The 13,710-nt window shown below is 59.1% G+C and carries 14 protein-coding genes and 1 pseudogene; 13 read left to right on the forward strand and 2 right to left on the reverse strand.

The features are described 5' to 3' along the window. Window positions 1–34: 34 nt before the first annotated feature. The gene (locus JP75_RS18640; protein WP_035085900.1) at window positions 35–505 is read right to left on the reverse strand and encodes a methyltransferase family protein; all 471 of its coding nucleotides are present in this window, start codon (window positions 503–505) and stop codon (window positions 35–37) included. Beyond that, on the reverse strand, window positions 505–810 hold the full coding sequence (locus tag JP75_RS18645) for an ArsR/SmtB family transcription factor (RefSeq protein ID WP_035085901.1): 306 nt from the start codon (window positions 808–810) through the stop codon (window positions 505–507). Before JP75_RS18645 ends, JP75_RS18640 begins: the two co-directional genes overlap by 1 nt. A gap of 76 nt (window positions 811–886) precedes the next feature. On the opposite strand from JP75_RS18645, the gene JP75_RS18650 reads away from it, so the two are divergent. From JP75_RS18650 to JP75_RS18705, 13 genes and pseudogenes are all read left to right on the forward strand, one after another. After that, window positions 887–1,108: a YgaP family membrane protein gene (locus JP75_RS18650; protein ID WP_035085903.1), complete on the forward strand. Its 222-nt coding sequence runs from the start codon at window positions 887–889 to the stop codon at window positions 1,106–1,108. Continuing rightward, window positions 1,105–1,512 (forward strand): annotated as a pseudogene (locus JP75_RS27410) (YeeE/YedE family protein); the annotation flags it as partial. The gene JP75_RS18650 and the pseudogene JP75_RS27410, both read left to right, overlap by 4 nt. A 13-nt stretch (window positions 1,513–1,525) precedes the next feature. Further along, complete coding sequence (locus JP75_RS18655) at window positions 1,526–1,966, forward strand: DUF6691 family protein (protein WP_035085905.1); 441 nt, start codon at window positions 1,526–1,528, stop codon at window positions 1,964–1,966. A gap of 21 nt (window positions 1,967–1,987) precedes the next feature. After that, on the forward strand, window positions 1,988–2,881 hold the full coding sequence (locus tag JP75_RS18660) for an MBL fold metallo-hydrolase (RefSeq protein ID WP_035085980.1): 894 nt from the start codon (window positions 1,988–1,990) through the stop codon (window positions 2,879–2,881). Window positions 2,882–2,922: 41 nt separating this feature from the next. After that, the gene (locus JP75_RS18665; RefSeq protein WP_035085907.1) at window positions 2,923–3,249 is read left to right on the forward strand and encodes a protein tyrosine phosphatase family protein; all 327 of its coding nucleotides are present in this window, start codon (window positions 2,923–2,925) and stop codon (window positions 3,247–3,249) included. A 52-nt stretch (window positions 3,250–3,301) separates the two neighbouring features. Then, a complete protein-coding gene (locus JP75_RS18670; RefSeq protein ID WP_046133984.1) occupies window positions 3,302–5,053 on the forward strand; it encodes a SulP family inorganic anion transporter in 1,752 nt (583 codons plus the stop codon). 11 nt (window positions 5,054–5,064) lie between these two features. After that, window positions 5,065–5,499, forward strand: a complete 435-nt coding sequence (trxC, locus tag JP75_RS18675) for a thioredoxin TrxC (protein ID WP_035085908.1) — start codon at window positions 5,065–5,067, stop codon at window positions 5,497–5,499. Then, the gene (locus JP75_RS18680; protein ID WP_035085909.1) at window positions 5,489–6,748 is read left to right on the forward strand and encodes a DUF3422 domain-containing protein; all 1,260 of its coding nucleotides are present in this window, start codon (window positions 5,489–5,491) and stop codon (window positions 6,746–6,748) included. Before trxC ends, JP75_RS18680 begins: the two co-directional genes overlap by 11 nt. A gap of 190 nt (window positions 6,749–6,938) precedes the next feature. Next, window positions 6,939–8,546 carry a cbb3-type cytochrome c oxidase subunit I gene (locus JP75_RS18685; RefSeq protein ID WP_046133985.1) on the forward strand — a complete coding sequence of 536 codons (1,608 nt, stop codon included), beginning with the start codon at window positions 6,939–6,941 and terminating at the stop codon, window positions 8,544–8,546. Then, on the forward strand, window positions 8,543–9,172 hold the full coding sequence (locus tag JP75_RS18690; RefSeq protein ID WP_035085911.1) for a cbb3-type cytochrome c oxidase subunit II: 630 nt from the start codon (window positions 8,543–8,545) through the stop codon (window positions 9,170–9,172). Before JP75_RS18685 ends, JP75_RS18690 begins: the two co-directional genes overlap by 4 nt. Further along, window positions 9,169–10,410: a c-type cytochrome gene (locus JP75_RS25490; RefSeq protein ID WP_051960922.1), complete on the forward strand. Its 1,242-nt coding sequence runs from the start codon at window positions 9,169–9,171 to the stop codon at window positions 10,408–10,410. The genes JP75_RS18690 and JP75_RS25490 overlap by 4 nt, the downstream gene beginning before the upstream one ends. Then, window positions 10,403–11,464, forward strand: a complete 1,062-nt coding sequence (locus tag JP75_RS18700; protein ID WP_082093708.1) for a c-type cytochrome — start codon at window positions 10,403–10,405, stop codon at window positions 11,462–11,464. The genes JP75_RS25490 and JP75_RS18700 overlap by 8 nt, the downstream gene beginning before the upstream one ends. Before the next feature lie 52 nt (window positions 11,465–11,516). Further along, window positions 11,517–13,634, forward strand: a complete 2,118-nt coding sequence (locus JP75_RS18705) for a heavy metal translocating P-type ATPase (protein ID WP_280114002.1) — start codon at window positions 11,517–11,519, stop codon at window positions 13,632–13,634. Window positions 13,635–13,710: the final 76 nt, after the last annotated feature.

The raw sequence follows: 13,710 nt of genomic DNA on the forward strand, positions 1-13,710 counted from the left end.
CAGGCTTACGGGCCGCCTGGTGGTCAGTTCAGGGTCACAACCAGCGGCGCACTTTTTGACGGTAGTGCTCGTATTCGCTGCCGAAGCGGCTAGACAAGAACGCCTCCTCAGGGGCAATCACCCACAACCTAAGGCAAAGCCATAGAATTGGCAGGAAGACAATTGTCCACTCCAGCTTCATGATCATGCCCACACCCGCGAACAGGGCGAAAAAGCTCGCATAGATTGGGTTTCGTGAAAACCGGAAAGGACCGTCCATTACCATCGCCAGCGTGGGCTTATGTGGTTCGACATGCGTGCCGGCGCGCATGAAACGGAGCACTGCCCAACCCGCAGCTCCGAGGCCGAGTATAACCAGGATAGCACCCAGCAATGGGGCGGAGGACACGCTGTCTATGAACGGAGGTATCAGATGCTGGTCGAGGACCCACGCCATGACAAAAAGGACGGCCGGATAAGTCGGCGGAGGGAGGACAAGCTTCGGATGGTCATGCCTTGCGTCCATCAACAGGCACAGTAAATCTTGTAGAGGGTCGTCAAAACCTGACGCACCTCATCTGACGCGAGAGAATAATTGATCTGCTGACCTTCGCGGCGGGTTCTGACCAGCCCCCAGGCACGCAGCTTGGAGAGATGCTGTGACAACGGGGACTGCCCGAGCGCCACGCGTTCTGACAGCTGACCCACATTAAGTTCGTCATCGAGCAGATTGCACAAGATGAGCAGGCGCTTTGGATTGGCCATGGCCGTCAGGAGCTGGGAAGCCTTGTCTGCGTTCTCCTCCATCCTGTCCAATTCCATCTTGATCATATTAGATATCTCATATATACGAACTTACGTTAATTCACTATCGCTCGTTTAAAGGCGATTTTCAAGGAGGATGTAGATGCGCATCAATGTGGGTTCTGCCGATAGAATTTTGCGGATCATCGTCGGTCTGGCGCTGCTGATCCTGCCGTTCGTATCCGGTCTGGCGTTCTTCGCCAATCCGGTCGTGCAGTGGGGATCTGTCGTCGTCGGGCTCGTGCTCGTGGTTACCGCCCTCGTGCGCTTCTGCCCCCTCTACACCATTTTTGGCCTCTCCAGCTGCAAGGTATCAAACCGATGACTGAATTCACTCCAGTGATGTCGCTGCTCGGCGGCGCACTGATCGGCCTTTCAGCCGTTCTGCTCATGGCATTCCATGGGCGTATTGCGGGTATGACTGGCATCCTGACCGGCCTGCTGCCGCCGGTTGCCACGGATTGGCCATGGCGTGCTGCTTTCCTCGGTGGCGCCATTGTCGCTCCGATGCTCATCCTGGGCCTATCGGGATACACCATTCCCTATTCCAGCCCCGTCCCGACACCATGGGTCATCGCCGGTGGGTTGATCGTCGGCGTTGGAGTTTATTTCGGGTCCGGGTGCACCTCCGGGCACGGCGTCTGCGGCATGGCGCGCCTTTCGCCGCGCTCGATTGCGGCCACCGCTACCTTCCTTGTCACGGCCATGATCACCGTGTTCGTCATCCGCTTGGAGGCTTCTGATGCAGCGTACCATTCTTGCCGGCATTATCGGCCTCGTCTTCGGCACTGGTATTGCATTGTCCGGCATGGCCAACCCTGCCAAGGTCCTGAACTTCTTTGACCTGGCCGGTACCTGGGACCCGTCATTGGCCTTTGTGATGGGCGGTGCGCTGCTCGTGACTGCAATCGGTTACCGCTTCGTGCTCAAGCGCGACAAACCCGTATTGGAGGCGAAATTCAACCTGCCAGCCAATCGCAAGCTGGATGTGCCGCTCATCGCCGGCTCTGCTGTTTTCGGCCTCGGCTGGGGAATTGCAGGTTTTTGCCCGGGTGGAGCGATCCCGGCTCTGGGTCTTGGCGAGGCTTCTGCCTGGGCCTTTGTCGGCGCGATGCTCGTCGGCATCTTCGCCGCCCGTACCGTGCGCCTTGCGCTTGAGCAACGTGCCACCCAGTCCGCCTGACCTCTACGTGGAGCAATGACCATGACCACAATACCATTCACCACAGACCTGACGATCAAGCCGGAGGTCACCGCCTTCTTCGATGCCCCGACAAATACCATCAGCTATGTCGTCAAAGATCCCAATTCCATGGCCTGTGCAGTCATCGATTCCGTGATGGATATCGACTATGCGGCAGGCCGCATTACCTATGACGGCGCCGACGCGATAATCGCCTATATTGAGCAGCACCAGCTCAAGCTCGAATGGCTGATCGAGACCCATGTCCATGCCGATCACCTGTCCGGGGCGCCCTATATCCAGGGCAAGCTTGGCGGCAAGCTGGGGATCGGTGAGAACATCAAGATCGTGCAAGAGACCTTTGGCAAGGTGTTCAACGAAGGCACCGAATTCCAGCGCGACGGCAGCCAGTTCGACCGGCTGTTCACCGATGGCGACAGCTACCAGATCGGCGGGCTGACCGTGCATGTGATGCACACGCCGGGCCACACCCCGGCCTGCATGACGCATGTGGCGGGCGACGCCGCCTTTGTCGGCGACACCCTTTTTATGCCGGACGGCGGTTCGGCACGTGCCGACTTCCCGGGCGGCGACGCCCGCACGCTTTACCGTTCGATCCAGCGCGTGCTGTCGCTCCCGCGTGAGATGCGACTGTTCATGTGCCACGACTACGGCCCGAACGGCCGCGAGATCCAGTGGGAGACCACCGTCGGCGACGAGATCGATCACAATATCCATATCGGCCAAGGCACCGACGAGGACAGCTTTGTGGCTATGCGCGAGGCGCGCGACGCAACGCTTGCCATGCCCAAGCTGATTATTCCGGCGTTGCAGGTCAATATGCGCGCCGGCCAGCTGCCGCCCAAGGGCCCAGACGGCAAGACCTACCTCAAAGTCCCCGTGAACGGCCTCTGACCATGTGGCCCTTCAGCAGCAAACCAAGAAAGGACCGACCCATGAACATCCGTCAAATCGCTCCAGATTTCTCCGCCACCGGCCAGATCTTGCCTGAGCAGATGCAGGCTGTCGCCGACGCAGGCTTCAAGTCTATCGTCTGCGCCCGCCCCGACAATGAGGAAGGCGGCCAGCCCAGCTTTGATGAAGTGGCTAAGGCGGCTGCGGCCGCCGGCATCAGCATCGTGCACATACCCGTCTCTGGCCCTCTGGGCGAAGGCCAGATCATTCGCTTCCACGATGCCTGGGAGAAGCTGCCCAAGCCCATGCTCGGCTACTGTCGCTCTGGCGCTCGTGCTGGCAGCCTCTACGCCACGCTTGGCAAGTGATCTCCCCGGGCTCTCCCAACCGGGCTGAACCCCTCTCAGACTGAGTACATTGATGCACCTGAAGTCCTATTTTCCCATTCTTGATTGGGGTCGGCGCTATAACCGCCAGACGCTCACCAGCGATCTTGTCGCCGCGATCATCGTGACCATCATGCTGATCCCGCAGTCGCTGGCTTATGCGCTATTGGCCGGCCTGCCGCCGGAAGTGGGCCTTTATGCATCGGTGCTCCCTCTGGTTGCCTACGCAATATTTGGCACTTCGTCTGCATTGGCGGTTGGTCCCGTCGCGGTGGCTTCGCTCATGACGGCCGCAGCGGTGGGCCGTATCGCGGCGGAAGGAACGGTTGACTACGCGAGCGCAGCCATAATGCTCGCCTTTCTGTCGGGCATCATGCTGGCGCTCATGGGCCTACTACGTCTCGGGTTTGTCGCCAACTTTTTGTCCCATCCAGTTATTTCAGGGTTCATAACGGCTTCTGGCATCATCATTGCCACGAGCCAGATCGGCGGCCTGCTCGGTATCAAGACGGAAGGGCACGCCATGCCCGACCTAATCATGTCGATCATCGCCAATATTGGTCAGGTGAACTGGTACACTCTCGCCATCGGTGCTCTAGCACTGGCTCTCCTGCTTTGGATCCGGCTTGATCTCAAGAATTGGCTTGCACGCTTCGGAGTCCCTAAAGGCGTCGCGACCATCGTCGTGCGCGCCGGTCCGGTGCTCGTCGTCTTCCTGACCATGGCGCTTTCCGTGTTTCTTGATCTTGGCGCAAGGGGCGTTGCACTGGTGGGTGATGTCCCTCAAGGCCTGCCTATGCTGTCGCTGCCCGCGTTCGATATCGCTGTCATCCAGCAGTTGGCCATGCCTGCACTTATTATTTCGATCGTCGGGTTCGTCGAGTCCATTTCCGTGGCGCAAACTCTTGCCGCCAAACGCCGCGAACGTATTTCGCCCAACCAGGAACTGATTGGTCTGGGTGCGTCCAATATCGCAGCAGCCATCGGTGGCGGATATCCTGTGACTGGCGGTTTTGCTCGGTCGGTGGTCAACTTCGACGCCGGTGCTGCAACGCCTGCAGCTGGGGCATTTACCGCAATCGGTATCGCCGGTGCCACGCTGCTGTTGACCCCGTTTCTCGCCATCCTGCCCAAGGCGACGCTGGCTGCCACCATTGTGCTCGCCGTGCTGACGCTGGTGGATTTTTCCATCCTCAAGCGTGCATGGGATTACTCCAAGGCCGACTTCGCTGCCGTCGCCATCACGCTGTTGGGCACTCTGTTGTTGGGCGTTGAAGTGGGTATATCGTTGGGTGTGGGCGCTTCGATCCTGGTTTTTCTCTATCGTTCCTCCCAGCCACACGCCGCGATCGTGGGCCAAGTGCCCGGCACGGAGCACTACCGGAACGTGAAGCGGCACCAGGTCGATACTATGCCTGGCGTCCTCTCTATTCGCGTTGACGAAAGCCTCTACTTTGCCAATGCGCGCTACCTCGAGGATCTGGTGATCAATCAGGTCGCCGCCAATCCTGGGCTGACGGATGTTGTGCTCATGTGCTCAGCCGTCAATGCCATCGACATGTCGGCGCTCGAAAGCCTCGAGGCCATTCACCACCGGCTCGCCGATCTCGGTGTTCGACTTCATCTCTCCGAGGTCAAGGGTCCGGTAATGGACCGGCTCGCAGGCACAGAGTTCTTGGATCATCTCAGTGGCCAAGTTCATCTCAGCCACCACCAGGCGATGCTGGCAATCGCCGACGTAAGGCTACGGACCACGGAACTACGGCCCGAACAAACCGGAACTTAGGAGGAAATGGAATGAGCGATCTTCCTCACGTCGTCTGTTCGTTTTGCGGTGCTACCAATCGCGTTCCCAGCTCAGGGAGCGCCCGCAGCGCCAAATGTGGGAAGTGCGGCGTGGCTCTTTTTTCCGGTGTGCCGGCTGATGTTCCGGCCGCCATTCTCGAAAAGCAGATCGCAAAATCCGACATCCCGGTCGTGGTCGATATCTGGGCGCCCTGGTGCGGGCCTTGCCGCGTCATGGCCCCCCAATTCGAGGCAGCGGCAAGACAGGCAGAGCCCGCGTTGCGCTTCGTCAAGCTGAACTCCGATGAAAACCAAGAAATAGCGTCCCGTCTGGGAATTCGCGGCATACCGACCATGATCATGTTCAAGGGCGGTAAGGAGGTCGCGCGTGTTTCAGGCGCGATGAGCAGTTCAGATATCCTCAAGTGGACTCGGGATGAAGCCTGATTTCATTGCCGACCATCAGCACCGCGCAGCTATTGAGGCTGAGTTGCACGCCCGACCCGTGGAGTTGGTCGGCGCAACCCTTCGTGCACGCAGGTTGGTGTTCGCAATGCCACCGACGCCAGACGTCATGCGGCAGGCGATCGCCCGCTTTCGGGAGGCAGTCGCGGCTCGCGGTGTTGAGCTCCCTGAGCACGATGGCCGGCAATTCAGCTATCGTTGCGACGATCTTGCCATCACTTGGGAGTTCCATACCGAGTTCATAACCGTCAGTTGGCTATCCGAACTGACGGACCAGGAGAACTGGCCACCGTGCTTGTGCCTGGAGGCGCTTCAGAATGGTCAATTTGTGGCGGCGAGTCGCATCGACGTCACGGGGGGTATGCGCGTCGATCCGGCACTTTTGCCTGGATTTCAGCTCACCAGTCTGTGCTTGGCAGGGGTGGCTGACGATGCGGGAGAAGTGGCCACCGACTTCGTCGTCAACCAGGACGGGTTCACAAGGCTGGAAGCAGCATGCGGAAATCTGACTAGCTTCAAGCGATCCGTCATGGTCCGGCGACTATTGGAAGTCGAGACCTATAGGGTCATGGCTCTCATGGGATTACCGCTTGCGCGGCAACTGTCGCCTGCTTTGCGCGCTGCCGAAGAGGAACTGACGGCGGTAACGGAATCTCTGGGACACGCCACCGACTCGGTTCAAAGCTCGCTTGATCGACTACATGCGCTGTCGGTTCAGACGGGTCAGTTGGGCGAGCGTATGGGGTACAGATTTGCGGCATCGAGCGCCTACGGGGCAGTGCTGCGCAATCGACTGTCAGAGCTTAATGAGATACCGCGGGATCAAGGTTCGACGCTTGCCGGCTATATAGGCGATCGTGTCGAGCCCGCATTGGCTACCTGCGCGGCCATGGAAAAGCGCCTTCATGTCCTTTCCGGCAAGATCGCCAACTCTATCGAGCTCTTGAATGCGCGCATCGGTCTCGACATGCAGGTACAGAACAAGGCTGTTCTGGATACCATTGCGTCAACGGCCGAAAGCCAGTTCCGTCTGCAGCGTACCGTCGAAGGCCTGTCGACGATCGCGATAAGTTATTACCTTATCGGCATCCTTGGATACATGCTGGCAGGTCCCTTGGGCATTCTTCACCTGGATAAGGTGCTTATTCTTTCGATAGCGGCGCCGGCGGCGGTGATGGCCGTTTGGCTGGCCATGCGATTAGTCAGAAAAAGACACGCGACACACAATTGAAGCTGTATTTTCCAGCCGGAAGCGATCCAGGCAGCTCCCGTTCGTTCCTTGCAAGGACAAACATGTAGACGTCCGCAGTTCCTTAAGACTCACTTAAGGTTCGCGAGGCGCATGCATCCAGTAACCAAGTCGCGCGTTCAATCCAGCGGCGTGGCATCGTCGAAAAGAGACACAGCGGAGGAGCTGACCAATGTCCGTCACGATCGGTCTACTTCTCTCTCTCAGTTTCGTGGTGTCCATTGCGGCCCTGGCATTCCTGATTTGGGCGATAGCCAACCACCAGTTGTCCGCCACTCAAGACAACGCCTACACCATTTTCACGCCTGGTGAGGCAGGTGCCCCCGACGATGCGGCTTTTGAGGGCGAGCCAGACACAGCACACGGCGAGCACCACTTCGATGTAGAGCGAGCCGGCATCGACAAGATTTCGAGATTGCCGGTTTTGGTATTGTTGACTGGTGCTGTCTTCTGGCTGATTTTGGGATCGGTGTTTGGCCTGACGGCTTCGCTCAAGCTGCATTGGCCCGATTGGCTAAGTGGGGAAGCAGCGCTGACCTTCGGTCGGGTCCGCACTCTGCACCTGAACCTGGTAATTTATGGATGGCTGTCCCTTGCCGGCATCGGCGTGGTGATGTGGATCGTCCCGCGCATATTTCATACTGCGTTAAAATATCCCAAGCTGCCGATCATCGGTGCCGGGCTATGGAACCTTGGCGTTCTGGCGGGAGCGCTCGCTATAGCATCGGGTTGGACGGACGGCGAAGAGTGGCTGGAAATCCCTTGGCAGATAGATATCGTGCTAGCCGTGGCCGGTTCGTTTTTCGTGGTGCCAATCGTTGCGACGGCTGTCGCCAGGAACGTGCACCACATCTATGTCAGCGGCTGGTATTTTCTCGCGGCCTTGTGCTGGTTTCCCGTTCTTTTCGTCATCGCAAATTTTCCGTTCATTCATTCCGGCGTCGAAGAGGCGACGGTGAACTGGTGGTTCGCGCACAACGTGCTTGGGCTATGGCTCACGCCTTTGGGAGTCGGCGCCGCCTACTATTTCATCCCCAAGATCATCGGGAAGCCGATCTACTCCTACAGCCTTTCTTTGCTGGGGTTTTGGGGGTTGGCACTCTTTTATAGCCAGGTTGGCATCCACCACCTGATAGGCGGCCCCGTTCCCACATGGGTCGCTACGCTTTCCATCGTCCACAGCGTGATGATGTTCGTCCCCGTGATCGCCGTGGCAGTAAACCAGCACGTCACTGTCGCACGCAATTGGTGGGCAGTTCGGCAATCGGTGCCCCTGAGGTTCATATCCTTGGGGGCAGTGCTCTACACGGCCGCATCATTCCAGGGATCAATCGAAGCGCTTCGTACCGTCAATACGGTAACCCACTTCACCCAATATACGGTGGGTCATGCCCATCTTGGCGCTTATGGCTTCGTCAGCTTTATCATGTTTGGCGCTATCTACCACATGATGCCGCGATTGACCGGCCGACAATGGCCATGGCCTGGCCTGTTAAATGTCCATTTCTGGTTCGTGGTGGTCGGCTTCGCGATTTATTTCGTTGCGCTTACGGTAGGTGGCGTTTTCCAGGGCCTGGCGATGCTCGACATTACTCGTCCGTTTGCCTACAGCGTCACCCTGCTGATGCCATATCTCGAGGCACGCTCCATCGGTGGTAGTCTGATGACGGTTGGCCATCTGGTTTTCGCGTTCAACATAGTCGCGATGCTGGTGATGAAGCCCGCCGACGCCCAGCGCCCGCCTGCTCCGGCATCCACCGCTCCGGCCACAGAATCATGAACCGTCTACTCCCGCTTTCGATCGTTGCTCTTGGTATCCTCGCCTTTGCGACGTTGATGCTCGTCGTCGTTCCAGGCATGCAGATCCGATCCCAGTCCCCGTCACCAGGATTGCTCCCTTACACCCAAGCTGAACTGCGTGGTCGGGAGCAGTATGTCTCCCTTGGCTGCCTCTATTGCCACAGCCAGCAGCCTAGGGCGTCCGATCAGGCGCCTGATGATCAACGTGGATGGGGCCGTGCTTCGGTTGCGTCCGATTACGTTTACGATCAACCCCATCAGCTCGGTACGATGCGCACCGGCCCGGATTTGCTCAATGTTGGCGCGAGGCTTCCCAGTCAGGCCTGGCACCTGACTCACCTTCTACAGCCGCGTGCGATCTTTGATTGGAGTATCATGCCGGCATACCCGTTCCTGTTCGAGCAGAAACCCGCAGCGGAGCCAGGAGATGTGGTGGTGGCGCTGCCGCCAGGTTACGCTGCGCAGAACGGGGTCTTCGTCGCCAGCCAGCAAGCGCTTGACCTAGTGACCTATCTTCAGGGCCTTGACCGCACTTATCCCGCCTTGCCAGACGCGGTAAGGGACGACGGCTATGCGGAACCCGATGATGAGGGACGCAAGCCATGAAACGCAACCGTCGACCCGACCCGACGCCACCCGATGAATCGTTCGAGCCTTATGAAGAGCCCCGGACGATCCCCATACCTGTCCTCTCCATCGCCGTTGCCTTGGCACTTTGGGGAGGATTGACGCTCTACCAGAACGGTCAAGCGGTTGGTGTTGGGCAACAGGAGCGTGCTGATGATCTGGCTGCCCAACCGGCACTGGGCACAGATTCCGGTGCGGTCCTGTTCGAGGCTCGATGTGCCACATGTCACCAGCCCAACGGGGTTGGCGTGCGAAACGCTGTACCACCTCTAATGGGCTCCGAATTCGTCGCCGCTGCACCTCAGGTCATGACGCAGATCCTGCTCCACGGGATCGACGGACCGATCAGCGTCGCGGGAAGACAGTTCAACGGCCACATGCCCAGTTTTTCGAGCGTGCTTCCGGATCAGGAGATCGCAGCCATTGTGAACTATGCCCGAAACAGGTTCGGTGCGCCTCACTCTTCACAACTGGCGATCGACAGTGATTTCGTGGCCGAGCAACGCTCGAAATACCCCAACCGCGGCAGCTGGTTCGGTGGAGAAGAAATCGCAGCCGTGCTTGATACCACTTTGCCATCTCAACCACCTGCGCGATCCGGATCTATCGAGAGCGCCAATCCGGCCGTCCTGAAACTGATAAATGACGGTCGAGGGCCGGCTTGGGCCTGTTCGTCTTGCCATGGATCGGAAGGACAAGGGGGCGAGACGGTTCCTCGCCTGGCGGGCTTGCCGTCGGGCTATATTGCCAAGCAGCTAAAGGATTATGTGGCCGGCGATCGCCACAACGAAACCATGACGCTTGTGGCCTCGACCTTGACTGAGGATGAGATGACAGGGTTGGGCAACTATTATTCCAGGCTGCGCTCTCCATCCAACGCTGCCCCCTCGTTGGGGGGAGACCTGGAACGTGGGGAACAGTTGGCACTTGAAGGGGACTGGTCCCTCGACGTTCCCGGATGCTTCTCATGCCATGGACCTTCCGGTTTCGGCGTCGCTCCGGGGTTCCCGTCACTGGCGGCCCAGCATCCAGCCTATACCGCGGCACAGCTTGCCGCGTGGGCCGGAGGGCAGCGCGACAATGCTCCGGTGGCTCTGATGAATCATATCGCGATTGCCCTCGACGACGACGATCGTCGCGCGGTAGCGGACTACCTTGCGACACTGCCTCCGGTTCCGGCCACCGGAGGGCCAGCGGGAGATGATGAAGATGAATGACATGGACCAAGAACGCCGAGAGGTGGAGGGCCACGAGGGCCGTGACCGTCCCAGATCGGGAAGACGCGCCCTGCGATGGATTTTTGCAGTCGGTGGTGGCCTGGGGCTCTTCGCTGCGGGACTTCTCGTGTTCGACTTCGATTTGATCAGGAGCTGGGGTGAGCCGGCCGACGCTCCCGAAACAGCCACTGCCATGTTTGAACCACCGTCTGAAGCGGATATCCCGGATGGTCCGGCGGGTGACGCCATCAGATTGGGAATGGAAATCTTCAAGAACACCGGGACCAACGCGTCCGATCATGTCGGCAATTCGCTGTCCTGCGCAAATTGTCATCTTGATGGGGGACGACGTGCTGACTCGGCGCCTATGTGGGCGGCGTGGGTCACCTATCCGTTGTTCCGATCCAAGAACAACTCGATGAATACAATGGAAGATCGGATAAAGGGGTGCTTCACCTATTCGATGAATGCCCAGGATTCGATCAGCGGCGGTCCGCCACCCGCGGGTGACGACATATACCGCAATCTGCAGACTTATATGCACTGGCTGGCTACCGGCGCTGCAACCAACGTCAAGCCTGCGGGGGCCGGGTACCCGGCGTTGGAGTTGCCGGAGCAGGGATACGACCCGGCACGGGGCGAAGATGTGTTTCAGGCCAATTGTGCAGCTTGCCATGGCGCCGATGGCCAGGGACAGCAAGACGCGAACGGACGCTATACCTTCCCGCCGCTATGGGGACCACAATCATATAATTGGGGGGCAGGCATGGCGCGGGTCAACACCGCCGCAGGCTTCATCAAAGCCAATATGCCGCTCGGTCAACCGGGTCGGCTGACTGATCAGCAAGCATGGGATGTCGCGGCGTATCTTAACAGCCACGAACGACCCAAGGACCCTCGTCAAACCGGCACGGTAGAGGAGGCAGCGGCCAAGGACCACGCCGGTGAGGAGACTTACTATGGCAAGATTTTGAACGGCGTATTGCTTGGGACAGGAACGCCTCGCCCCTCGGCACCCATAGGTGGCACACCGGCACCAGCGCCCGTTCAGTGAGGGTGTGATGGCTACTGCGTCGATGACAACCCGGCTGTTTGGAATCGACGGTATGTCCTGCGGCGCCTGTGCCAGAGGTCTGGAACACCGGATAAGACAAATGACCGGTGTGGACCAGGCATCCGTCCACTATCTCACGGCATCGATGCTGGTGAGATGGACTGATGAAGTCACCGATATGACCGCGATCGCGGAACGGGTTCGACAGTCCGGATATCAACTTGTCCCCGAAAGCCGTCCTGAGCTAACCGCCGCCCGCCTGCAACGGGATTTCGATTTGGTGGCCCGCCGGCTTGCGGTGGCCGTATTCTTCGGCATGTGGTCAATGGCCGCCGCCATCGCTCTTTATGCAATGCCCCAGGGGGATGCGACGGTCTCGCGAGCACTTGCCCTTGGGTCGGGTCTGCTGGCAATGCCGGTCGTCGCATATGCTGGGGCCGATATCGTTGCAATGGCCTGGAAGTCGCTCAGATTGGGTGACCTCGGTATCGATCTTCTGGTGACTTTGGGCGTGCTGGGCTCCGTTCTGCTTTCCATCAGCCACCTGTTGAGCGGATCGACGTCGGTTTATTTCGATACGGCCGCAATGCTCATCACCTTGCTGCTTGTCGGGCGGCTTATCGACCTATGGGTTCGGAAAGGTGCGGTAGCGGCCATAACTGCCATGGACGCAGCCAGCCCAGATCTGGCCAATCGGGTGACTGAAAACGGCAGCGTCGAAACTGTTCCGGCGGCTTCTCTTGTTGTAGGCGACACCGTGGTTGTCGAAGCAGGGTCGACGTCCAGCGTGGATGGTGTCGTCCTGACGGGCTCCTCTTCGGTCAACCGCGCTGCACTTACAGGGGAAAGCAGGGTTGCCGACGTCGGGCCGGGAGAGCGGGTAGAGGCAGGAACCATCAACCTCACACGACGACTTCAACTAAGGGTCGATCGCGATCCGGGCGACAGGGATATTGACCGTATGGGCGGGAGGATAGCTGTCGAGATCGCCCGTCGTGGACACGACTCTACTCGTACTGACCTTTGGGCCCGTCGTCTTTCAATCGTGATCCCGGCGCTTGCCATCGTCGTCGGCGTCGCGACGTTCCTAACCGGCGTTGGCTTCGAAGTGGCAGCCAGCCGAGCTCTGACGCTGCTCGTGGGTGCTTGCCCATGCGCCCTGGCTTTGGCGGCGCCACTGGCGCAGGTGAGAGCAACCCTAGCAGCCGCGAGGTTTGGCGTTCGAATCCAGGACCCTGTAGGGTTCATGCGGTTAGCTGAAGTGAAAGACGCAATCTTTGATAAGACCGGGACGCTGACGATCGGGATGCCGGGTGTGATTTCGATCACGGCAAGCGACGGTTGGAGCGAGCAAGAAGTCCTGGCTATGGCCGCTCATGCAGAAACCGGGATCGACCATCCGTTGGCCCGATCCATCATCAGAGCGCATGGCTCGGAGATGGGGGAGGGCGGTACGCGCTGGGATCGCGGAGCGTCCGCAATTACACCGGACGGTGCCGTAATTTCCGTGGCAGGCGCGCAAAACACGTCGGATGCTTCCGGCACCGTACTGCAGGTGCTTCGGGACAATGAACTTGTCGGTCATATCCTTGTGGATGACCCTATCGACCCAAGCGCATCTGCAGCAATTGGGGCGCTTTCTTCACTTGGTATCCTGTGTTCCATTGCAACGGGAGACAACGCAAATCCGGCGCATCGCGTGGCAGAGGCTGTTGGCATCGCATCGGGTCTGGTCCATGCAGGATGCACTCCAGCCGAAAAAGCAGACCTTGTAAGAGCGGCAGGAAGACCTGTACTCTTCGTCGGTGACGGTATTAATGACGGTCCTGCCTTGGCAGCATCAGCATGTGGGCTATCGGTTCGATCCGCACATGCATCGGCGTCGAGCACGGCCCACGTCGCGATCGTCGACGAGGGAATCCGAGCTATCGCGCCTTTGGTCAGGCTCTCCCGCAGAACGGTGGCGACGGTGAACGAGAACATCGTTCTGGCCACCGTTTATAATGTTGTCTTGGTGCCTCTCGCCGCTACGGGGATGATGACACCGCTGACCGCGGCATTGGCCATGCTGTTCAGTTCGCTCAGTGTGCTGCTCAACACGTGGCGGCTCGGTCTCTCGGCACGTCCGCGTGCGGCAATTTCTGCGCTGGGAAATGTTATGCGCCATTAGCATTTTGCCGTGACGGTCGTCCTTAGCGGGTGCGGTCAAAGCGCGCACCGTTCAATCTACTCTTTTATATATAAGA

It is taken from the genome of Devosia riboflavina (assembly GCF_000743575.1).
In the GTDB taxonomy this organism is placed as follows: domain Bacteria; phylum Pseudomonadota; class Alphaproteobacteria; order Rhizobiales; family Devosiaceae; genus Devosia; species Devosia riboflavina.